The following is a 23,605-nucleotide window of genomic DNA, read 5'->3' as shown; positions in this document are numbered from 1 at the left end:
GCCGTGCGCCTCCCGCCCGGCCCGGCCGACGTGGCGGCCGCCGCCGCGCGGATCGCCGGCCATGTCCGGCGTACGCCGCTGCTGCCGGGGCTGCCCACGCCCGAGCGCCGGCGGGCCGGCTGGAGGCTGCTGCTGAAGGCCGAACACCTCCAGTACGGCGGGTCGTTCAAGCTGCGCGGAGCCGCCAACGCCGTTCTGGCGCTGGGGGCCCGCCGGATCGTCACCGGCTCCTCCGGCAATCACGGCATCGCGCTGGCCCGGCTGGCGGCCTCGCTCGGGGCCGACGTGACCGTGGTGCTGGCCGGCGGGGCGCACCCCGCCAAGGTCGCCCTGATCCGGGCGCTCGGCGGGCGGACGGTCAGCGTGCCGGGCGGCGTCGCCGAGCGCGACGCCCGGGCGCGTGCGCTGGCCGAGGAGACGGGGGCGGTCCTCGTGCCCTCCTCCGACCACGAACTGGTGGTCGCCGGGCAGGGCACGGTCGGCCTGGAGATCCTGGCCGAGGCGCCCGACGCCGAGACCGTGTACGTGCCGACCGGCGGGGGCGGGCTGCTCGCGGGGGTGTGCCTCGCCGCGTACGGGCACCCGGTGCGGGTGGTGGGCGTCGAGCCCGCCGGCACCCCCCGCTACGCCCGGTCGCTGGCGGCGGGGCACCCCGTACGGCTGGCGCCCGGTGACAGCGTCGCCGACGGGCTGCGCGGCCAGCAGCCGGGGGCGGTGCCCTATCCGATCATCCGTGACCGGGTCGACGACCTGGTCACCGTGTCCGACGCGGAGATCCTCGCCGCGGCCGCGCTGCTGCGGCGGCGCGGGTTCGAGGCCGAGCCGTCCGGCGCGGTCGCGCTGGCCGGGGCGATCCGCGCGGGAGGCGGCAGCGGCCGCTCGGTCGCCGTCGTGTCCGGCGGCAACACCACGGCGGCCCTGACGGCGGCCGCCGCGGCCGCCGCGGCTTCCCGTACCCACCGCACCACCCACACCACCCGTTCGCTCTTCGAGGAGATCTCATGACCCTGACCGTGACCGTGACCGAGACCGAGAACCTGACCGCGCAGCTGACCGCCGCCGCCCTGACCGAGCTGGTCGTCTCCGTCTACCGGGAGACGCTGGGGGTGGCCGAGCTCGACGAGCAGAGCGACTTCTACGAATGGGGCGGCGATTCGCTGACCGCGTTCCGGATCACCGCACGGCTCGAGGAGGCACTGGGGGCGGAGGTCCCGGTGGCCCTGGTCTTCGCCTACCCCTCGCCCGCGGACCTCGCCGACGTCGTCCACGCCGACTTCGTCCAGGCATGAGGGGGCGGCCATGACCGATACCTACGTGCCCGGCGGCCGCTGGCGGCTGTGGGACCAGTTCGCCCTGCGCGGGCCGGGTTTCCCGGCCCGGGGCGTGCTGCGGCTGGCCCCGGACGGGCTCGCCGCGGCCGCCGACAAGTTCGAGTCCGGCGAGGGGCTGTCCGGCGAGCGGTGGGGGGAGTTCACCGGCCTGTTCGCCGACGCCCAGGTGGAGACGGCGCACACGCTCCAGGAGATCGCCCGGATGCCCGCCTTCCGGGAGGCGGTGGCCTGGCAGAACCGCCCGGTGCTCGGCTCCGGGATCACACCCTTCCTGAACTGGACGCCGACCGCCGCGGGCCGCACCAGCATGCCCCGCCAGCGGGAGGAGCTCGTCGCCCACTACTGGCAGCGGTTCTGCGTCAAGAACGACACCATCGGCTTCTTCGGGCCCGTCGGCTGGGGCCGCTGGGACCTGTCCGCAGACGGCGTCCGCGTCGACCCCGGCACCGGCCTGATCGCCGGCTCCGAGGTGTACTTCGCCAGCTGGGCCGTCGACGCCCTGGCCGCGCGGCTCGACACCGGCCCGGAGCTGCGGGAGTGGGTGGCGCCCCGGCGCGTGCCGTTCGTCCGTCAGTCCGGGATGGACGTGACGGTGCCGGGCCGCCCGCGCCAGGCCCTCGCCGAGGAGGCGCGCGCCGTGCTCGCGCTGTGCGACGGCGTACGGCCCGCCCGGGAGATCCGGGCCGCGCTGCCGGACGTGGACGTGTCCGCGGTCCTGGCCGATCTGGTGGCCCGCCGGTGGGTGGTGTGGAAGCTGGAGGTGCCCGCCGACGCCCGCCCGGAGCGGCATCTGCGGGCCTGGCTGGACCGGGTCGGGGACGCGGAGCTGCGCGGGCCCGGCCTGGCCGCCCTGGACACCCTGGAGCGGGGCCGGGAGCGGGTGCGGGCCGCGGCGGGGCCGGAGGCCCTGGTGGCCGCGCTGACGGATCTGGAGGGCGAGTTCGTCTCGCTGACCGAGACCGCCGCCGTACGCGAGAAGGCGGCCGGTACGGCCCCCTGCCGGGCCCTGGTGTACTCGGACTGCCGGCGGGCGGCGACCGCCGCCCTCGGGCGGACCGTGCACGAGGCCCTCGCCCCGCTGGACCCGCTGCTGACCAGCGCCGGGTGGCTCACCGCGCGGCTCGCCGACGCGGTGATGGCCCGGGCGCGGGAGGTGTACCGCAGGCTGGCCGCGCAGGGCCCGGTCGATCTGGCCGCGTTCTGGTTCGCCTGCATGCCGATCCTGCACGGCGCCGCCCGCTCGGAGTCCGCCGAGCTCCAGCAGGAGTTCCGCCGGCGCTGGGACGCGATCCTGGCGCCGCCGCCGGGCACCCGCCGGGTCAGGCTGCCGCTGGAGGCCGTCGCGGGGCCCGTCGCCGAGCAGTTCGGCGGTCCGGGCGGCGGCTGGACCGCCGCCCGCTACCTCAGCCCCGACATCATGATCGCCGCGACGGGGGAACAGGCCGTGGCCCGCGGCGACTTCGAGCTCGTACTCGGCGAACTGCACGTCGCCGCCAACACCCTGGGCGCCTCTCTGTTCGTCAACCAGCACCCGGAGCCCGAGGAGCTGCTCCGGCTCACCGGCCGGGATCATCCCGGTCCCCGCCTGATGCCGCTGCTGCCCAAGGAGCACCGCTCCCGGCTTTCGGCGCGGATCCGGCACTCCCTGGTCCGCCCCGAGGACTACTACGTCGCCCTCGTCGACTTCACCGCCGATCCGGGCCGGCCCCGTACGGTGCTCAGCGCCGACGTGGAGGTGACCGAGCGGTCGGACGGCGAGCTGGCGGTGATCCTGCCCGACGGGGCCGAGTTCCCCGCGGTGGACGTGTTCTCCCACGTGCTGACCACCCTGGCGATGGACCTGTTCCAGATCCTGCCGGACGGGGCGGACCACTCCCCCCGGGTCACGGTGGACCGGCTGGTGGTGGCCCGCGAGACCTGGCGGCTGCCCCCGTCGGACATGGACTTCGCCGAGGAGAAGGACGAGGCCCGCCGGTTCGTACGGGCCCGGCAGTGGCGGGAGCGGCGCGAGCTGCCGCGGTTCGTCTTCGTGGTGCTGCCGACCGAGACCCGCCCGTTCTACGTGGACTTCGACAGCCCGGTGTACGTCAACATCCTCGCCAAGGCGGTCCGCAGGATGGCCCGCAAGGAGCCTGCGGGCCGGGCCGTGTTCACCGAGATGCTGCCGAGCCCCGAACAGGCGTGGCTGACCGACGACCAGGGCGAGGCGTACACCTCCGAGCTGCGCTTCGTGGCGGTGGACGAGGGCTGACCACAGCGGCCCGGCCCCGGATGGGGGAGCGACGCGCAGACGGCGGCGCGCACGGCAGAGCAAGGCCGTGCGGCGGCGCCGTTGCGCGTTCTACCCCCCGGCGGCTGCGTGCGCGGCTGCGTCTTCTTCCCTACTGACGGATCTCCGCAGACAGCAGTGTTGAGGAAAACACCGCTTGGAGGCCCACAGTGAAGGTTGTCGCAGCGCACGGCGGAGCGGCGAGGCACGGCAGCGAAGCCGGCGACGTCGTCCGAGACGGTGACGGAGTGTCGTTCGCGCAGCGGAGGCTGTGGTTCCTCGACCAGCTCACCGGAGGCTCGGCCGAGTCCCTGCTCCCGCTGGCCCTGCGCATCCGCGGCGCCCTCGACGTCCCGGCCCTGGAGCGGTCGCTGACGGGCATCGTGGACCGGCACGAGGTGCTGCGCACCCGGTTCACGGCCGTCGACGGGGAGCCCGTACCCCGGGTGGACCCGCCGGGCCGCACCAGGCTGGAGCGGGTGGAGGCGGGCAGCGTCGACGAGCTGTTCGACCGGGAGCCGGCGCGCCCGCTCGACCTGGCGAAGGAACACCCGCTGCGCGCCACGCTCGCCCGCCTCGGGCCCGAGGACCACGTGCTGCTCCTGGTGGTCCACCACATCGCCGTGGACGGCTGGTCCTGGGACGTGCTGCTGCGCGAACTGGACGCCGGCTACCGGGGCGAGGCGGTGGACGCACCCCCTCTCCAGTACACCGACGTCGCCCGCACCGAGGCCGAGCGGCTGAGCGGGCCGCGCATGGAGCGGCTGCTCGGGTACTGGCGCGAGCGGCTGGCCGGCGTCGCCCCGCTCGCACTGCCCGCGGACCGGCCCCGGCCGGCGTTCTGGGACGGCTCCGGGGACGTGGTCCGCTTCGAGCTGCCGGCCGGACTGGTCGCCGAGGTCGACCGGGTGGCCCGGGAGCAGCGCGCGACCCGCTACATGCTGCTGCTCGCGGTGTACCAGGCCCTGCTGGGCCGCTACTCCGGCCGGTCCGACATCGCCGTCTGCACCACCCTGGCGGACCGCGGGCGCGCCGAAGTGGCCGGTCTGATCGGCCCGTTCGTGAACACGATCGTGCTGCGCACCGACCTGTCCGGCGATCCGACCTTCGCCGCGCTGCTGGGCCGGGTCCGGTCGGGGGCGCTGCGGGACTTCTCGCACGCCGAGGCGCCGTTCGACCGGGTGGTCGGCGAGGTGGTCACCGAACGCGACCTGTCCCGCCACCCCCTCGCGCAGGCCTCCTTCACACTGCTCAACACCGTCCCGTCGGCGGCCCGGCTGGACGATCTGGACGTGGCGCTGGTGCGGACCCCGCTGACGGGCACCCCGCTGGACGTGTTCCTCGACCTGAGCCTGCGCGCCAACGGGGACATCGCGGCGCGGCTCCAGTACTCCACGGCCCTGTTCGACCAGAGCACGATGGTCCGCTTCACCGAGGGCTACCTGGAGTTCCTGCGCGCGGTGACGGCCTCGCCGGGGACCCCGGTGGCCGAACTCGCCGGGCGGCTGGAGCCGCTGCCCGGCAAGGAGCGCCGGCGCCTGGTCGAGATGGCGGGCTCGGGGCGCGGCGCGCCGGCCGCGGCGCCGTTCACCGTGGCGGGCGAGCCCGGCGCGGTGGCCCTGGTGTGCGGGGAGGAGACGCTGCGCTACGGCGAACTGGACGCCCTCGGCGGCGGCCTGGCCACGGCCCTGCGGGCGGCGGGGGTGGGCCCGGGGACCCCGGTGGGCGTGTGCCTGCAGCGCGGGGTGCGGTCGGTGGCCGCGATGACCGCGATCTGGCGGGCGGGCGGGGTCTACGTACCGCTGGATCCCGCGCTCCCCGAGGAGCGGCTGCGGTTCATGGCCGCCGAGGCCGGTCTGCACTGCGTGCTCACCGATGCCGCGACCGGCGGCCTGGCCGCCGCGCTCGGCCCGCAGGTGCTCCGGGTGGAGGACGCCGGGCCCGATGCGGACGCCCCGCACCACACCCCCGACCCGCGGGACCTCGCGTACGTCATCTTCACCTCGGGCTCCACCGGGCGCCCGAAGGCCGTCGGCATCGAGCACGGCGCGATCGCCGCGCATGTCGCCGCCGCCCGCGAGGAGTTCGGGATCACCGCCCGGGACCGGGTGCTCGCCTTCTCGTCCTTCTCGTTCGACGCCTCGCTGGACCAGCTGCTGACCGCCCTCGGCTGCGGGGCCGCCCTGGTCCTGCGGCCGGACGAGCAGTGGCTGCCCGCGCAGCTCCCCGCGGTGGTCGAGCGGCACGGGATCACCGTCTTGAACCTGCCGCCCACGTACTGGGCCGAGCTGGCCTTCTCGCTCACCGACCGGAGCGCGGCCGCGCTGGCCCCGCTGCGCCTGCTGGTCCTCGGCGGGGAGTCCGTCCCGGCCGCGGCGCTGGCCGCCTGGCTGGCCCGGGCCCCGCAGGTGCGGGTGCTCAACGCGTACGGCCCGACCGAGACCACCGTCACCGCCACCACCCACGACATCGGCGCCGCCGGGGACCTTGGCCGGGTGCCGATCGGGCGGCCGCTGGGCTCCCGCCGGGCGTACGTGGTGGACGCGCACGACGAGCTCGTACCGGTCGGGGTGCCCGGCGAGCTGCTGATCGGCGGCCCGGAGCTGGCCCGCGGCTACCTCGGCAGGCCGGATCTCACCGCCGAGAGGTTCGTCCCCGATCCGTACGGCGGCGACGGCGGGCGGCTCTACCGCACCGGCGACCTGGTCCGCCGACTGCCCACCGGAGAGCTGGAGTTCCTCGGCCGCACCGACGAACAGGTCAAGATCCGCGGCTTCCGCATCGAACTCGGCGAGGTGGAGGCGGCCCTCGCCCGGTGCCCCGGGGTGGTGGCCGCCGCGGTGGCCGTCGGCACCGACGCCCAGGGGGGCAAGAGCCTGACCGGCTACGTGGTGGCCGGCCCGGGCGGTCCGGTGGAGCCCGCCGTGCTGCGGTCCTTCTGCGCCGGCCGGCTGCCGCACTACGCCGTGCCCGCGGACTTCGTGGCGCTCGACGCACTGCCCGTGAACGCCTCGGGCAAGCTGGACCGGGCCGCCCTGCCCGCCGCGCGGCCGGACGGGGAGCGCGCGGAGCGGGACCGGGCGGCGGGCGGCGCCGAGTTCATCGCGCCGCGCGACGCCACCGAGCGGGTGGTCGCCGAGATCTGGGCGGAGGTCCTGGGCGTCGACCGGGTCGGCATCGACGACGGGTTCTTCGACCTCGGCGGCCACTCCCTGCTCGCCACCATGGCCGTGTCCCGGATCGCGGAGCGGCTCGGCCGCGAGGTGGAGCTGCGCACCCTGTTCGAGAACCCCCGCATCCGCGCGTTCGGCCCGCTGGTGGCCGCGGCCCGGCAGGCGGGCGCCGCGAGCGTCGTCCCCGTGGACCGCTCCGGGCCGCTGCCGCTGTCCTTCGCGCAGGAGCGGATGTGGTTCCTGGACCGCATGTCCGACGTCGGCGACGAGTACGTGCTCTGGTTCTCGTGGCGGATGCGCGGCGGACTCGACCGGGACGCCTGGCAGGGGGCCCTCGACGAGGTGGTGGCCCGGCACGAGGCGCTGCGGACCGCCCTGGTCGAGGTGGACGGCCGGCCGGCGCAGCGGGTGGTCGACGGGGTCCGCGTACCGCTGGTGTGGCAGCCGGCGCCGCCGGGGGACGACGAGGCCGTGCGGCTCGAGCGGCTCCGGGAGGTGGCCGTCCCGTACGCCACCCGCCGCTTCGACCTGGCCGGGCCGCCGCTGCTGCGGGCCGGGGTGTGGGAGCTGGACCCCGAGGACCACGTCGCCGTCATCGCCTTCCACCACGTGGCGACCGACGGCTGGTCCAAGGACGTGATCATCGGCGAGCTGGCCGAGTCGTACGCCGCCCGGGTGACGGGGCGCCCGGCCGAACTGCCGCCCGTCCCGGTCCAGTACGGGGACTTCGCGGTCTGGCAGCGCGACCGGATGGCCGGCGAGGTGCTGGAGCGGCAGCTGGCGTACTGGGAGCGGGCCCTGGCGGGTGTCCCCGTACTGGACCTGCCGACGGACCGGCCGCGCCCGGCGGGGTGGTCGGGCCGGGGCGGCGCGGTCGAGATCGATCTGCCGAAGGAGCTGGAGGCCGCGCTCGGCGAGCTGGCCCGCCGGCACGGGGTGACCCGGTTCACGGTGCTGCTGGCCGTGGTGCAGATCGTGCTGGGCCGCTGGTCCGGGCAGCAGGACGTGGCGGTGGGCACACCGGTCGCGGGCCGCGGCCAGGTGGAGCTGGAGCGGCTGGTGGGGCTGCTGGTGAACACGGTGGTGCTGCGCGGGGACCTGTCCGGCGAGCCCTCGTTCACGGAGTTCCTGGGCCGGGTCCGGGAGTCGGTGCTCGGGGCCTTCGACCACCAGGAGGTGCCGTTCGAGCGGCTGGTGGAGCAGCTGCGGCCGGAGCGGGACCCGTCCCGCAACCCCTTGTTCCAGGTGATGTTCGACGTGCAGGAGGGCGCCGCCGGCGGGCCGCGGGTCGAGGGCCTCGACGTGGAGCACTTCGTCCTGCCGTGGGGTTCGGCCAAGTTCGACCTGACCGCCACCTTCCTGCTCTATCCCGACCGTTTCGCGCTGAACATGGAGTACGCGAGCGATCTCTTCGACGCCGGGACGGTCACCCGGTTCGCCGGGCACGTGGGCCGGGTGCTGGAGTCGGTGGTGGCCGATCCGGAGCAGCCCGTCGGGCGGCTGGAGCTGCTGTCGCCCGCGGAGTACGCGGAGCTGGCCGGGGCCGCGGGCGCCGCGGGCGCCGCCCCGGCGGCGGTCCCGTTCACCGTGTCGGGCGCGCCGGACGCGCCGGCGCTGCTCTGCGGGGACGAGAGGCTGACCTACGGCGAACTGGACGGCCTGACCGGCGGGCTGGCCCGCGCCCTCACCAACGCCGGGGTACGGCCGGGCACCCCGGTCGGCGTGTGCCTGCGGCGCGGTATCCGCTCGGTCGCCGCCATGGCCGCGATCTGGCGGGCGGGCGGGGTCTACGTCCCCCTCGACCCGCGGCTGCCGCAGGACCGGCTGCGGTTCATGTGCGCCGAGGCGGGCGTGCACAGCGTGTTCAGCGACGCCTCGACCCACGCGCTGGCCGCCGCGCTCGGACCGCGGGCCGTCCCCGTCGACACCGTCCTGCCCGACCCGGACGCGCCCCGGCACACCCCCGGCCCCGACGACCTCGCCTACGTCATCTTCACCTCGGGCTCCACCGGCCGCCCCAAGGCCGTCGGCGTCGCACACCACGCGCTCGGCGCGCACACCGCCGCGGCCCGCGAACTGTTCGGCATCACCGCGGACGACCGGGTCCTCGCCTTCGCCTCCTTCTCCTTCGACGCGTCCCTGGAGCAGGTGCTGCCCGCCCTCGGCGCGGGAGCCTCGGTGGTCGTCCGCCCGGACGAGGTGTGGGCGGTGGAGGAGCTCGCCGAGGCCGTCCGCACCCGGGGCGTCACGGTCATGGAGGCCACCCCCGCCTACTGGGAGGAGATCGTCGCCCGGCTCGACACGGTCGCCGGGGACCTCAAGAGCCTGCGGCTGCTGGTCACCGGCGGCGAGGCACTGCCCTCGGCGCCCCTGGCCCGCTGGTTCGCCCACCTCCCCGACGTGCCCGTCGTCAACACGTACGGCCCGACCGAGTCGGTCATCTCGGCCACCGCCCACACCGTCACCGCACCGGTCGAGGGCCGGGTCGCGATCGGCAGGCCGCTGGGCTCGCGCCGGGCGTACGTCGTGGACGCCCTCGGTCAGCTCGTACCCGTCGGGGTGCCCGGCGAGCTGCTGATCGGCGGCCCGGAGCTGGCCCGCGGCTACCTCGGCAGGCCGGATCTCACCGCCGAGAGGTTCGTCCCCGATCCGTACGGCGGCGACGGCGGGCGGCTCTACCGCACCGGCGACCTGGTCCGCCGACTGCCCACCGGGGAACTGGAGTTCCTCGGCCGCACCGACGACCAGGTCAAGATCCGCGGCTTCCGCATCGAACCGGCCGAGATCGAGGCCGTCCTGGAACAGCACCCGGGCGTGCACGGCGCGGCCGTGCTGGTCCGGGAACTCCGGGGCGAGCGCGCCCTCGTCGGCTACGCGGCCGGCCGGGGGCTCGACGCCGAGGCACTGGCCGCCTGGTGCCGGACCCTGCTGCCCGGCTACATGGTGCCCGCCGCGTTCGTCCTGCTCGACGCCCTGCCCCGCACCGTGCAGGGCAAGACCGACACCGCCGCCCTGCCCGACCCGGTCCTGGCCGCGCCCGCCGCGTCCGTGGCACCGCGCACCCCCACCGAGCTCGTGACGGCCCAGATCTGGGCCGAGGTCCTGGGCCTGGCCGAGGTCGGGATCCGGGAGGACTTCTTCGCCCTCGGCGGCCACTCGCTGCGCGCCGTGGCGGCCGCGTCCCGCCTGCGCACCGCGTTCGACTGCCCGATCCAGGTGCGCGACCTGTTCGACCACCCGACGGTCGAACTGCTCGCCATCGAGGTGGAACGGCAGCTCATCGACCAGATCTCCACGATGAGCGACGACGAGATCGACCTGTCCCTGACCTGCGACCACTGACCGTCTCAACGACCCCAGCCCTTGATTGGACGGCACTTCCGATGACCACTGCACAGGTCGAAACCTCCACCGGCCCCTCCACCGGCACCCCCACCGCGGCTGCCACCCCTGCCTCCGGCACCCCGAGCGGTCTCTCCCCGGCAGCCCGCCGGCTCCTCGAACTGCGCCTGCGCGGCAAGGCCACCACTGCGCCCGCGGGCATCCCCCGGCGGGGACCGCGCCCCGCGCGGGCCCCGCTGTCGGCCGCCCAGCAGCGCCTGTACTTCCTCGACCAGCTCGCCCCCGGCGGCGTCGAGTACCTGATGCCCGCGGCCTGGCGGTTCACCGGCCCCCTGGACGTGGCCGCGCTGAGCGCGGCGATCGGGGACCTCGTCGCCCGCCACGAGCAGCTGCGGGTGGTGTTCTCCCACGAGGACGGCGTACCGGCCCAGCACGTGCTCGACGCCGCCGACGCGGCCGGCCTGGACGTGGTCGACCTGCCCCCGGCGGTGCGCGCCGGCGGCCCCGGGGCGATCGCCGAGGCCGTACGGGAGGTGGCGCTGCGCCCCTTCGACCTGGCCGCGGCGCCGCCGTTCCGGGCCACCCTGCTGCGGATCGCGGCCGACGACCACGTGCTGGTGCTGGCCATGCACCACATCGTCTCGGACGGCTGGTCACTGGACATCCTGACGGGTGACCTGAGCGCCTGCTACCGGGCCAGAAGCCGGGGCCGGCTCCCGCAACTCACCGCGCCGCCGGTCGACTACACCGACTACGCGCACTGGCAGCGCGGGGCCGACGAGAGCACGGACCTGGCCTACTGGCGTACGGCCCTCTCCGGCCTGACCCCGCTCGACCTGCCCACCGACCACCCGCGCCCCGCCGTCCGCACCTCCGCCGGCGCCGTGCACGCGGTGGAGCTCCCCGAGGCGCTGACGGCGGCCCTGGCCGAGCTGGGCCGACGGGCCGACACCACCTCGTACATGACCCTGATGGCGGCCTTCAAGGCGGCGCTGGCCTTCCACAGCGGCCAGGACGACATCGCGATCGGCACCGTCGTCGCCAACCGCGAGCGCCCGGAGATCGAGCAGCTGGTCGGGTTCTTCGTGAACACCCTGGTCATCCGCACCGATCTGTCCGGCGACCCGACCTCGGCGCAGCTCCTCGCCCGCACCCGGGACAGCGTCCTGGGCGCCCTCTCCCACCAGAGCCTGCCGTTCGAGCGGGTCGTCGACGAGCTGAGCCCCGAGCGGGACCTGTCGCGCAACCCGCTGTTCCAGGTGCTGTTCTCGCACTCCGCCACCGCCCGGCAGGGTGCGTACGCCCTCGGCGAGGCGACGGGTACGGCGTTCCCCATCGACCTCACCACCGCGAAGTTCGACCTGACGCTCGACGTCAGCGAGGACGCGGACCGCATCCGGCTCCAATTCGTCTACCGCCCCGATCTGTTCGACGCGGCATCGGTGGCCCGGCTGGCCGAGCACACCGTCGCGGTGCTGCGGGTGTTCGCCGAGGCCCCGGACGTGCCGCTCGGCATGGCCGACCTGCTCACCGGGGACGAGCGGGCCGCGCTGCTCGGCCCCGACGGCCCGGCGAACCGCCTGACGGCAGGCGGCGCCGAGCCGGCGCCGCGGCCGGCTCTGGAGCGCCTGGCCGAGCGGATCCGGCTGGCCCCCGCCGCGGTGGCCGTCTCCGGCGGCGGCCGCAGCCTGACGTACGCCGAACTCGATGCCGCCTCCCTGGCCCTGGCCCGGCGGCTGCGGGCCGCGGGCATCGGCCCGGAGTCCCTGGTCGGCGTCTGCCTCGGCCGCTCGGTCGACCTGGCCGTGGCGCTGCTCGGCGTATGGCGGGCCGGTGCGGCGTACCTGCCGCTGGACCCCGCCCACCCGCGGGCCCGGCGGGAGTTCACGGTCGCCGACGCCGGGGTGGAGTGGGTGGTCGCCGATGCCGTCGGCCGCGCGGCGGTGGAGGGGCTGCCGGTGGGCGTGATCCCCCTCGGGGGCGCCGCCGACGACACCGCCGACACCGGGGCGGCGGACCCGCTCGCCGGTGTGCTCCCCGGACCGGACACCCTCGCCTACGTCATCTACACCTCGGGGTCGACCGGGCAGCCCAAGGGCGTCGAGATCACCCACGGCAACCTCGCCTGGCTGCTCGGCGCCGCCGACCGGCACTTCGGCTTCGGCGCCGACGACGTGTGGACGCTCCTGCACTCCCCCGCCTTCGACTTCTCCGTCTGGGAGCTGTGGGCCCCGCTGGCCTCCGGCGGGCGGGTGGTCGTGCTCAGCGAGGACGAGGTCCGCGACCCCGCCGCGGTGCACGCCGTCCTGCGCGACGAGCGCGTCACCGTGCTCAACCAGACCCCGGCCGCGTTCAAGGGGCTGCGGGCCCATCTGGCGCAGCAGGGCGAGGCGTTCGCCGCTCTGGCGCTGCGCACCGTGATCTTCGGCGGTGACGCCTTCGACGCCCGCGACTACCGCGACTGGTTCGCCGTGCCCGAGGGCGAGCGGCCCGCGCTGGTGAACATGTACGGGATCACCGAGACCACCGTGCACGTCACGTACCGGCTGATCACCGAGGAGGACACGGTCTCCCCCGTGTACTCGCCGATCGGCCGCCCCCTCGCCGGCCAGCACGGCTACGTCCTGGACCGGGCGGGGCGGCTGGCGCCGCGCGGCACGGTGGGCGAGCTGTACGTGGCCGGCGGCGGCGTCGCCCGCGGCTACCGCAACCGGCCGGAGCTGTCCGCCGAGCGCTTCCCCCTCGACCCGTTCGGTCCGGGCGGGACCCGCATGTACCGCACCGGCGACCTGGTACGGGTGATGCCGGACGGGCAGTTGGCGTACGCCGGCCGGGCCGACCACCAGGTGAAGATCCGCGGCTTCCGCATCGAGCCCGGCGAGATCGAGACCGCGCTGCGCGCTCTGCCCGGCGTACGGGACGCCGCGGTGGTGGCCCGGCCCGACGCGCACGGCGGCGCCCGCCTGGTCGCCCACGTGGTGCTGACCGAGGGCCGGCCGCTGGACGCGCCGGACCTGCGCGGCCGGCTGCGGCTGACGCTGCCCGAGTACATGGTCCCCGCGCTGTTCGTCCGGCACCCGAAGCTGCCGATCACCGCCAACGGCAAGGTGGACCGCACGTCCCTGGTGGCGGTGGCCGTCGAGGGGGCCGCCGCGCCCGCCGGCCACGTCCCGCCGGCCGGTGCGACCGAGGTGGCGCTGGCCCGCATCTGGTCGGACGTCCTGGGCGCCGAGCGGATCAGCCGTACGGCGAACTTCTTCGACCTGGGCGGCGACTCGATGCTGGCCCTGCGGGTGATCGGGCAGGCCCGCTCCGCCGGACTGGGGCTGAGCGTCCCGGACCTGTTCCGGGCCCGCACCCTGGGCGACCTCGCGGCGCTGGCCACCGAGGCGGGCGACGACCCGGTCCCCGCGCCCGTGGAGCCGTTCTCCCAGCTCGACCCGGCCGACGCAGCCCGGCTGCCGAAGGGCCTCGACGACGCGTACCCCCTGACCATGCTCCAGGCCGGCATGCTGCACGAGATGCTGGCCGACCCGCACCGCGGCGCCTACCACAACGTCACCGACCTCAAGATCACCGTGCCGGAGGGCTTCGACCTCGCCGCCTTCCAGGCCGCGGTGGACGCCGTCGTACGCGGCCACAGCATCCTGCGGTCCTCCATCGACCTGGTCTCCTTCTCCGAGCCGCTCCAGCTGGTGCACGCCGCCGCCGGACTCCCGGTCGGCTACAGCGACCTGCGCGGCCTTGCGCACGCGGAGCAGTGGGCATCGGTCCGGGGCTACGTCGAGGCGGAGTTCGCCCGGCGCTTCGACCTGGCCGCCCCGCCCCTGGTCCGCATCCACCTGCACCGGCTCACCGACCACGAGCTGCGGCTCACGCTCACCGACTGCCACGTGGTGCTCGACGGCTGGAGCCTGACCTCGCTCATCGCGGACCTGCTCGACCTGCACCGGCAGGCCGTGGCGCAGGGCCGGACACCGCAGCTGCCGGCGGCGCCCCCGTACGCCGAGTACGTCGCGCTGGAACGCGCCGCGCTCGTCGACGAGGAGGGCCTGGCGTACTGGCGGTCGGCGCTCAGCGATCTGAGCCCGGTCCGGTTCACCCGGCGCGGCACGGAGGCCGCCGACGGCGGGCAGGTCGTCCACGAGGTGCGCCGCTCCTACGCCGCCCTCGCCGAGCCGATCGGCCGGCTGGCCCGGCTGGCCGGAGTGCCCCGCCGCACCGTCCTGCTGTCGGCGTTCCACCACACCATGAGCCTGTTCGCCGAGCGCGACGGCTCCGCCGAGGGGCACTCGATCGGCCTGGTCACCAACGGCCGGCCCGAGGTGCCCGGCGCCGACCGGATGCGCGGGCTGTTCCTCAACACCGTCCCGTTCGGCGTCCGGCGTCCCCGGGGCAGCTGGCTGGAGTACCTGAAGGCGGCGTTCGCCGCCGAACAGGAGATGCTCCCGTACCGCAGGATCCCGCTGGCGCGGCTGGCGCAGCTGCGGCCCGGCACGCCGAGCCTGGCGGACACCCTGTTCAACTACGTCAACTTCCACCGGCTGTCCGGGGACAGCTGGGACGACTCGCTCGAGATCGCCCGCACCGCATTCCCGCTGATGCTCAACGCGAGCGTGGAGGCCTTCACCCTCGACGTCGACCCCGACTACCTCGCCCCGGCCACCGCCGAGCAGCTCGCCGACCTGATGTGCGGGGTGCTGAGGGCGATGACCGCGCAGCCGCAGGCGCCCGTCGCGCCGCCGGCGCTGGCCGGCGAGGCCCGTATCCGCGCGCTGGAGGAGTGGGGCCGGGGTCCCGAACTTCCCAACACCCCGCTGATGTTCCACGAGTGCGTGGCCGAGCACGCGGTGCGCACGCCCGGCGCGGTGGCCGTCCGCCAGGGTTCCCAGGAGGTGACCTATGCCGAACTGGACGCCTCCGTACGGAAGCTGGCGGACCGGCTGCGCACGCTCGGGGTCGGCCCGGAGGTGCCGGTCGGCATCTGCCTCGACCGGGGCCCGGAGATGGTCCGGGCCGTGCTCGGCGTGCTCCGCTCGGGCGGCGCCTTCCTGCCGCTGGAATCGCAGCACCCCGCCGACCGGCTGGAGTTCATCGCCCGGGACAGCGCAATGCCGGTGCTGATCACCCAGTCGTCGCTGCTGGGGACGGTGCCGTTCGACGGCCCGACCCTGGTCGTGGACGACCCGTCGACCTGGGCGGATCCGATCGAGGCCCCGGACCCGGCGCCCGCCGTCAGCGCGGACAACGCCGCCTACATCCTCTACACCTCCGGCTCCACGGGCACGCCCAAGGGCGTCACCATCCAGCACCGCAGCCTGACCAACATGCTGGAGGGACAGCGCGACCTGTTCCCCGTGACCCCCGCCGACCGGGTGCTCCAGTTCGCCTCCCTCAGCTTCGACGTCTCGATCATGGACCTGACCTGGGCCCTGGCGAACGGCGCCCAGCTGTGCACACCGCCCAGGGAGGCGCTGCGCGCCGGCTCCGACCTCGCGAACACCCTGCTCGAGTACGGGATCACCGTCGCGATGCTGGCCCCGAGCGCCCTGGCGGCCCTCGGCGAGGACCGCTTCCCCGCGATCCGGATGCTCCAGGTCGCCGGCGAGGCCTGCCCGGCCGAACTGGCCCAGAAGTGGGCGCGCGGACGGCGGTTCTACAACGTCTACGGGCTCACCGAGACGGCCGTGTGGTCCGTCTCCACCCTCCTCAAGCCGGACTGCAAGCGGCCGCCGATCGGCTGGCCGATGCGCAACACCCAGGTCTACGTGCTCGACGAGGACCTCCAGCCCGTTCCCGTCGGGGTGCAGGGCGAGGTCTACCTCGGCGGACGCGCCATCGGCCGGGGCTATGTGAACCGCCCCGACCTGACCGCCGCCGCCTTCGTCCCCGACCCCTACGGTGCCCCCGGCGGCCGGCTGTGCCGCACCGGCGACCTCGGCGTCCAGCTGCCCGACGGCGCCGTGGAGGTCCTCGGCCGCCGCGACAGCCAGGTGAAGCTGCGCGGGTTCCGCATCGAGCTCGGCGAGATCGAGCACGGGCTGCGCGAACTGCCCGAGGTACAACAGGCGGTGGTCCTGCTGCGGCGCGACCTCCCGGAGCCGGCGCTGGTCGCCTACGTGGTCCCCGAGGACGGCGTGGAGCCCGTCGTCGAGCCCTTCCGCCGGGCCCTGCGGGCCAAGGTGCCCGCCTACATGGTCCCCGCCCGGTTCGTGTTCCTCGACGCGATGCCCGTCAACAGCAGCGGCAAGATCGACAAGAACGCCCTGCCGCTGCCCTCGGCCGACCGCCTGCACAGCGCCGCCGCCTACGTCGCGCCCGGCACGCCGGCCGAGGTGGTGCTCGCCGAGGTGTGGCGCACGGTACTCGGCATCTCCCAGGTCGGTGTCCACGACGACTTCTTCGCCCTCGGGGGGAGTTCGCTCTCCACCGTCCGGGTCGCCGCGCAGGCCGCCGCCCGGGGCTTGAGCGTCTCCGTACGGGATCTGCTCGAGCTGCCCACGATCGCCCGGCTCGCCGCCCGCGCCACGGAGGCGGCGGCGGAGGCGGCCGGGGAGCCAGGGGAGGCCGGGGAGGCCGGCGTGGCGTCACCGGGTGCGAAGGCCCGGGCCGTCACCTCGGAGGTCCGGCTGCGCGAGGGCGACGGCGCCCCGCTGTGGTGCGTGCACCCCAGCGGCGGCAGCGGCGCCTGGTACGTCCCGCTCGCCCGGGCCCTCCCGCCCGGGCAGCCGGTCCGGGCCTTCCAGGCCCGGGGCCTGCTCGGCGGCGTGGATCCGACCACGATCGCCGGCATCGCGGCCAACTACGCCGCCGAGATGGCCGGCCACGGCGGGACCGGCCCGCACGACCTGCTGGGCTGGTCCATGGGCGCCAACATCGCCCTGGAGATGGCGACCCAGCTGCACGAGGCCGGTCACACCGTCGCACCGCTGACGCTGATCGAGCCGTACCTGCCCAACCCGGCGGCCCGCGAACGCCTCGCGGCAGTCGGCCGGGACATGCGGCAGGGGCTCCGGATGCGCGACCGCGTCCGCGCACTGGCGCCGTCCGCGGAGCGGGAGGCGGTCGTGGCCGAGCTCACCGCCCTGCTGCTGGGCGCCGGCATGAGCCCCGGCGAGGCGGCCCTGGTGGAGCACGCCCCCATCGAGGTGTGGCACTCGCTGCTGACCGCCCTGGCGGGCTACGCACTGCGCCCCTACCCCGGTCACGTCCACCTCCTGGTGGGCAGCGCGGCCGCGCAACTGCCCGACGGCGAACCGATGCCCGGGCTGGACGTGGACTTCCGGACCTACGTCGAGCGCTGGCGCGAGGTCGCGCTCGGCGGGCTGACCGTCCACGTCACCGAAGGCGACCACATGTCCATGATGTCCGAACGGCTGATGCACAAGACCGCTGCAGTGCTCGGCCGGATCCAGTCGGAGGCACGCCGATGACCGTCCTGACCACGAACACCGACACGACCGCGAAGACGATCGCGGACACGACCGCCCTGGTGTGCCCGATGTCCGGGAGGACCGCACCGCCCGCCACCCCGGCGGCTCCGGCCGCCCGGACGACCCCGCCGCCCCCGCCGGCCGGCTTCGCCGAGCGGTACCTCCTCGACCCCGCCGTCAACGCGGACCCGTACGGGTACCTGGGCTCCCTGCGCGACCACGACCCCGTGTACTGGTCCGCCATGCACCGGGCCTGGCTCGTCACCGGCCATGCCCAGCTGATGCACTGCCTGCGCGACCCCGCGGTCTCCGCCGAGCGGGTGCGCCCGCTGATGGACGCCGTGCCGGAGGGCGCCCGCGAGGACGCCGAGCGGGCGTTCGCGATCCTGTCCCGCTGGATGGTGTTCAACGACGCCCCGCAGCACCGGCGGCTGCGCCAGGTGTTCCAGGAGCAGTTCGCGGCCCGCTCGATCGGCCGCTACCGGGCCTTCGTCGAACGCGCCACCCGCGCCATGCTCGCCCGCCGCGCCGTCCCCGGCCGGATCGGGGACCTGGTCGCCGACATCGCCCGGCCGCTGCCCGCCCTGGTCTTCGCCCGCTGGCTGGGCGTCCCCCAGGCACACGGCCCGTCCTTCTGGTACTGGAACGCCCGGGTGGGCGACCTCGTCCTGGGGGCGGCCCAGGAGGAGCGCGAGTACCGCACCTCCCTCCAGTCCCTGGTCAACCTGGACGACTACCTCGCAGACCTGGTGCGACAGCGCCGCGCCGACCCCAAGGACGACCTGATCAGCGCCGTGCTGGCGGGCGGCCTGATAGGGAAGTCGGTCAGCGAGGAGGAGTTCGTCGGGATGCTGACCCAGATGGCCTTCGCCGGCGGCGAGACCACCAGCAACCTGATCGTCAACACCGTGCTCGCCCTGCTGGAGCACCCCGACGAGCTGGCGGCCGTACGCGAGGACCCGCAGCTGGTGCCGATGGCGGTCGAGGAGGCCATGCGCTTCGACGGACCGTCGAAGATGTCCATCCGCACCGCCGCCCGGGACTTCGACCTCGACGGGCGATCCGTCCGCGCGGAGGACCGGCTGTTCCTGGTCACGGCGGCCGCCAACCGGGACCCGGCGCGCTTCCCCGACCCGGACCTGTTCAGCGTCCGGCGCGGCAGCGCCTCGCACCTGGGGTTCGGATTCGGCGCGCACTTCTGCATCGGTGCGGCGCTGGCCCGGCTGGTGGCCGGCGCGGTGGTCGACGTACTCGTACGCGAATACCCGGGCCTGGAGCTGCTCGACCGGCAGCACACCTGGCAGCTCTCCCTCCTCAACCGCGCGCTGACGGCCCTGCCCGTCCGCTACTGACCACGGCCGCCCGGCGGCGGCCCGACAGCCCTACGAAGGGGATTTTCTCCATGGCTTCCACCCTGGTGGACGCGCGGTCGCGGCTGAGCGCCCCCGCCCGGCTGCCGTCGTTCCGCCTGTTGTGGCTCGGACAGTCCCTGTCCCTGCTCGGCGACGGGTTCAGCTACATCGCCTTCTCCTGGATCACGCTCGGCCTCACGCAGTCCACCCTGGCCCTCGGCTACGTCCTCGCCTTCCAGGCGGTGCCGCGGGCCCTGCTGACCCTGGTCGGCGGTTCCCTCAGCGACAAGTGGTCCTCCCGGACGCTGATGACGCTCTCGAGCTGGGCCCGGGCCGGCCTGATGGCCGCCGTCGGTCTGGCCGGCCTGGCCGGATCCCTGACGGTGGGGACGCTGTGCTGCGCCGCCGCGGCCTTCGGCGCGGTCGACGCGTTCTTCCAGCCCGCCCGGGCGTCGATCCTGCCGTCGGTGGTGGACAAGGAGCTGCTCGCCCCGGCCAATGCCCTGCTCGCGGTCGCCGCCAAGGTGTCGGCCGTGCTCGGCCCGGCCGTCGGGGGCATGGTGGTGGCCTTCTCCGACGCCCCGGTCGCCTTCCTCGTCGACGGGGTGTGCTTCGCGCTCTGCGGTCTGTGCGTCGCGGGGATCCGCCCGCTGCCCCGCCCCGGGGCGGACGCACCGGCCGGGGGCTCGGCGGCGCCGGCGAAGCCCGTGGACGGGGGTTCGCCGGGCTCCCGGATCCGCGCCGGGCTGCGGTACGCGTTCGAGGACCCCCGGATCCGCACGATCCTGGCCGTCGACGCGGCGGTGACCTTCTGCCAGGCGGGCCCGTTCACCGTCGGCTTCGCCACCCTGGCCAAGGTGGACCTGCACGGCGGCTCGGCCACCCTCGGCCTGCTCAACGGCGCACTGGCCGGCGGGGCGATGCTGGGCACCCTCGTCGGCGGCGCCCTGAGCAGCCGCCCCCGGGTGGGCCTGCTGATCGCCGCGCTGGCGGGATGGCTCGCGATCGGCACGGGCCTGCTCGGCATCGTCGGCAATACGGCGGGGGCCCTCGCGACGGTCCTGGCGATGGGCTTCGGGATGGGCTTCCAGGGGGTCTTCGGCCTCAGCTGGATCCAGCGCACCATCGACGGCCCGGTGCTGAGCCGGGTGATCTCGGTGGACATGGTCATCGGCTACGCGGTGGCCCCGCTCTCCCTGATCCTGTGCGGAGCCCTGGCCCAGTCGGGCACGGCCCCGATGTTCGCCCTCTCGGCGGTGGTCCTGGCCGTGACGGGGATCGGGATCCTCAGCTCGCGCACGGTCCGCGAGATGCGCTGACCGGGTGCCGTCCGCGGCGGGATGCCTGCGTCACCGTGCGGGGGCGTCCGGGCGCGGGGACCGGTACGTCAGGACGCCGACGAGGCCAGGGATGCCGAGAGTTCGCACAGGGCGGCGCGGTTGGTGCGGCCCGTCTTGGTGCCGAGAGCCGCGATGTGCTTCTCGACCGTGCGCGGCGAGATGTAGAGGCGGTCGGCGATGTCCTTGTTGCCCAGGCGCTCCGCGAGGAGCCGGAAGACCTCGTACTCGCGGACCGTGACGCCCTGGGAGCGCAGGACGTCCGGGATCGTGCTCGAACCCGTGCGGCGCTGCTGAACCGGAGCGCCCATGCGGCGCAGGGCCGCGCGGCAGGCGCCCGCGACCGTGGCCACGCCGCCCTGGTGGAAGTGCTCCTCGGCGCGGCGCAGCCAGGCCACCGGCTCGCCCCAGCCGTCCTCGTACGCCGCTTCGGCGATCAGCCGCAGGCCCAGGTGGAGCGCGGTGGCGTACGGGGCGGCGGCGCGCAGGGCCTCGGCCACGGCGGCCGCGGCCTCTTCGGGACGGCGTTCGCGGCCCAGCAGGACGGCGCCGGCGAACAGGACGAACTGCCGGTTCCAGCGCATCCGCCCGGGTGCGGTGGCGGCGATCTCCTCGTACGCGGCGCGGCCGGCCTCCCCCGACAGCACGTCCAGGAGCAGGCCGATGCCGTACCGCCCGCTGAGGTAGTAGGTACTGGGGTTGGTGTCCTCGAGGGCGGCGACGGCGCGCAGTTCGCGGACGGCGCCGGGCCGGTCCTCCTCCGTCAGCGCGCAGAAGGCCCGGGCGAGGCCGCGGGTCAGCGGTTCCTCCTGGGAGCCGGCCCCGTCCCAGTCGGCGAACGCGGCCAGCGCGCTCTCCATCGCGGGCCGGTCGCCCCGGTGGGCGGCCATCGCCGCCCGGGCCATCAGGACGTAGCGGGTGGCCGGGGCCAGCCGGAGCCGCTGCACGACGGCCAGGCACTCCTCGGCGGACTGCTGCGCGGCGGTGAAATCGGCCCGCAGGACGGCGTCCAGGATCATGATGCCGTCAATGGTGTAGACGATGGTGGCCGAGCCGAGCCGCTGGGCCTGGCTCCGGGCCGCCAGCAGCGGGGCGGTGGCGCCCTCGGTGAGCCAGTAGTTGCCGCCGATCCGGGTGAGCGCGTACATCCGCTGGAGCGGGAGCTGGTGCTGTTCGGCGGTCTGCAGGGCCGATTCCAGCAGGGCGGTGGCCTCGTCGAAGTCCCGCTCCCGGGCCAGGGTGGCGAGGAGTTCCAGGGCCTGGCAGGCGACGGTCGCGAGGCCGTGGCGCTGCGCTGCCTGGAGTGCGCAGTGGCCGAGTTTCTCGGCCAGTTGGGTGCGGTCCGGGCCGGGGGTGTCGAGGGCGAGGTAGGCGGCGGTCACATCGATCGAGGCGGTGCAGCGCTCGTCGGGGTGGGCGCCGAGGAGGGCTCTGGCCTGGGCTATCTGTCTATTGCCGTCCTCCCAGCGGCCCGCGGTGTGCGCCACCTTGGCGAGCCGGGTGTGCAGCGCGGCGAGCCGGGTGGCGCTCAGGCCGCTGCCGCCGAGGGTGTGCAGGTTCTCCGCGAAGCCGAAGGCCCGGGCGAAGTCCCCGGCCTCGGCGAGCGCGGGGAGCAGGGCCTCCAGGGCGTCGGTGCGGCCGGCGGGGTCCTGGCTGGCGGCGAGCAGTCGTTCGGCGCGGCTGAGCAGGGTGACCGCGGAGCCGATCGCGCCGGCGGCGAGGGCGCGCAGGCCGGCGTCGGTGAACAGGCGGCCGGCCTCGGCCTCGTCGCCCGCCTGGGAGCGCAGCTCCGCGACCAGGGGGCACCAGTCGCCCTCGAGGTCCGGGTAGAGCGCCTGCACCGCGTCCGCGGCGCGGCCGGACATCGTCGCACGGTTGCCCGGTGTGAGCTGGGTGAGCAGTGCCTCGGCGGTGAGCGAGTGGCGGAACGCGTACCAGTCCGGGGCGGGTTCGTCGGGGACGACGAGCTGGGCCGCGACGCCGGCGTGCAGGTGGCTGAGCAGCCCGCGGTCGTCGATGCCGGTCATCCGCTGGAGCACGGTCAGCGGGAAGCGGCGGCCGATCACGGCGGCGGCGGACAGCAGGGTCAGCCCCTGCGGGCCGAGCCGGTCCATGCGGCGCAGGATCCCGCGGGCGAGGGCGGTCGACACGTCGCTGCGCAGGTCGCCGACGACCCGCCAGCCGTCGTCGAAGCGGACGAGGGCGCCGCTGCCGATCATGCCCTGGAGCAGTTCCTCGACGAGGAAGGGGCTGCCGGCGCTGTCGTCCCAGAGCCGGTCGAGGGCCGCCGGCGGGACGAGCCCGGGCTCGGTGTCCAGTTGGGCGGCGATCACCGCGCCGACCTCGGGTCGGGTGAGCGGGGCGAGTTCCAGTACGGTCCCCACGCCGCGCCGGCGGGCCGACTCGGCCATGTCGAGCGCGTCGCAGGGCTCCGTACAGATCGTGGCCAGGAGCACCACGTTGGTGTACTCCAGGTTGTCCACCAGGTATTCGACGACCGCGAGCGTCTCGGGGTCGGCGTCGTGCAGGTCTTCCAGGAGGAGGAGCTGGCCGTGCTCCTTGCCGGTGGCGATGAGCAACCGCAGCACGGCCTCGCCGAGGATGACCATGGAGCTGTTGTTCTGGGCGTCGCTGCTCCAGTCCGGGATGATCCTGCCGAGCGCGGGCCGGTAGGGGCCCAGCGGCAGGTCGTCCAGGGCGGTGCCGTCGAGCGGGCCGCTGCGGAAAAGCGACATCAGGGCTTCGGTGAGTGGCCGGAAAGGGACGGTGGGGCTGGTGGTGCTGCTGCGGCCCCGCAGGGCTCGCAGGCCCATGCCGAAGGCCATGCCCACGGCTTCGGCGGCGAGCCGGGACTTTCCGATTCCGGCCTCGCCGACCAGGAAGACGACGCCGCCGCGCCCTTCGCCCGCGTCGGTCAGTGCCTGCTTGATCTCCCGCAGTTGCGAGTCACGACCGACGATGTACCGCGAACGGGAACGCATGTCCGCAATCTAGTTCATGTGAACGGCTGATTGTGCGACGAAAGTTGGCCGTTCCGAACAAAGGCGGAGTGGAGATCCGGGAGAGATCCGGAGAAGATCGGACACGGACTACCAGGTGACGTTCGGGGCCGAGACGCTGGTGTCGATCGAGCTCAGGGTGATCACGATGCCGCTGGTGAGCACCACGCCGGCCAGAGCACGGGCCCGGGCGCACGCCTTGTTCCGACCCGACAGGGTGATCCCGCCGGCCGGGTCCTCGATCCGCGCCTCGGCCGCGACGCCGGCGGCGGCCTCGTCGGCGGCGGTGACGGACTGGGCGTTGACCTGGGGCTTCTGCATGGTGGTGAGTACCTTTCTCGTTACCTGATGGGGAGTGGTGCTCGGTGG

General features: G+C 74.9%; 9 protein-coding genes. 7 read left to right on the top strand and 2 right to left on the bottom strand.

All coding sequences use genetic code 11. The annotated features are described in order from the left end of the window. Positions 1-3: 3 nt before the first annotated feature. The 7 genes from AB0I68_RS29015 to AB0I68_RS28985 all read left to right on the top strand — a co-directional run bounded on the left by AB0I68_RS29015 (position 4) and on the right by AB0I68_RS28985 (position 20,219). Positions 4-1,005 (top strand): pyridoxal-phosphate dependent enzyme, encoded by a 1,002-nt coding sequence (locus tag AB0I68_RS29015; RefSeq protein WP_363180320.1) that lies wholly within the window; start codon positions 4-6, stop codon positions 1,003-1,005. After that, positions 1,002-1,289, top strand: a complete 288-nt coding sequence (locus AB0I68_RS29010) for an acyl carrier protein (RefSeq protein WP_363180319.1) — start codon at positions 1,002-1,004, stop codon at positions 1,287-1,289. The genes AB0I68_RS29015 and AB0I68_RS29010 overlap by 4 nt, the downstream gene beginning before the upstream one ends. Before the next feature lie 10 nt (positions 1,290-1,299). Next, positions 1,300-3,582 (top strand): lantibiotic dehydratase, encoded by a 2,283-nt coding sequence (locus tag AB0I68_RS29005; RefSeq protein WP_363180318.1) that lies wholly within the window; start codon positions 1,300-1,302, stop codon positions 3,580-3,582. Positions 3,583-3,770: 188 nt separating this feature from the next. Then, a complete protein-coding gene (locus AB0I68_RS29000) occupies positions 3,771-10,115 on the top strand; it encodes an amino acid adenylation domain-containing protein (RefSeq protein ID WP_363180317.1) in 6,345 nt (2,114 codons plus the stop codon). A gap of 41 nt (positions 10,116-10,156) precedes the next feature. Next, positions 10,157-17,548, top strand: a complete 7,392-nt coding sequence (locus tag AB0I68_RS28995; protein WP_363180316.1) for an amino acid adenylation domain-containing protein — start codon at positions 10,157-10,159, stop codon at positions 17,546-17,548. Beyond that, positions 17,545-18,900, top strand: coding sequence for a cytochrome P450 (locus AB0I68_RS28990; protein ID WP_363180315.1), 1,356 nt, complete (start codon positions 17,545-17,547; stop codon positions 18,898-18,900). The genes AB0I68_RS28995 and AB0I68_RS28990 overlap by 4 nt, the downstream gene beginning before the upstream one ends. 50 nt (positions 18,901-18,950) lie before the next feature. Then, positions 18,951-20,219 carry an MFS transporter gene (locus AB0I68_RS28985; protein ID WP_363180314.1) on the top strand — a complete coding sequence of 423 codons (1,269 nt, stop codon included), beginning with the start codon at positions 18,951-18,953 and terminating at the stop codon, positions 20,217-20,219. A gap of 68 nt (positions 20,220-20,287) precedes the next feature. Here the strand turns inward: AB0I68_RS28985 and AB0I68_RS28980 are convergent, their stop codons facing one another. Beyond that, a complete protein-coding gene (locus AB0I68_RS28980; RefSeq protein WP_363180313.1) occupies positions 20,288-23,218 on the bottom strand; it encodes an AAA family ATPase in 2,931 nt (976 codons plus the stop codon). Between the two features lie 108 nt (positions 23,219-23,326). Further along, positions 23,327-23,557: a hypothetical protein gene (locus tag AB0I68_RS28975; RefSeq protein WP_363180312.1), complete on the bottom strand. Its 231-nt coding sequence runs from the start codon at positions 23,555-23,557 to the stop codon at positions 23,327-23,329. Positions 23,558-23,605 lie beyond the last annotated feature (48 nt).

It is taken from the genome of Streptomyces sp. NPDC050448 (genome assembly GCF_040655295.1).
Lineage (GTDB): Bacteria > Actinomycetota > Actinomycetes > Streptomycetales > Streptomycetaceae > Streptomyces.
This window is presented reverse-complemented; position numbering and strand designations above follow the sequence as displayed.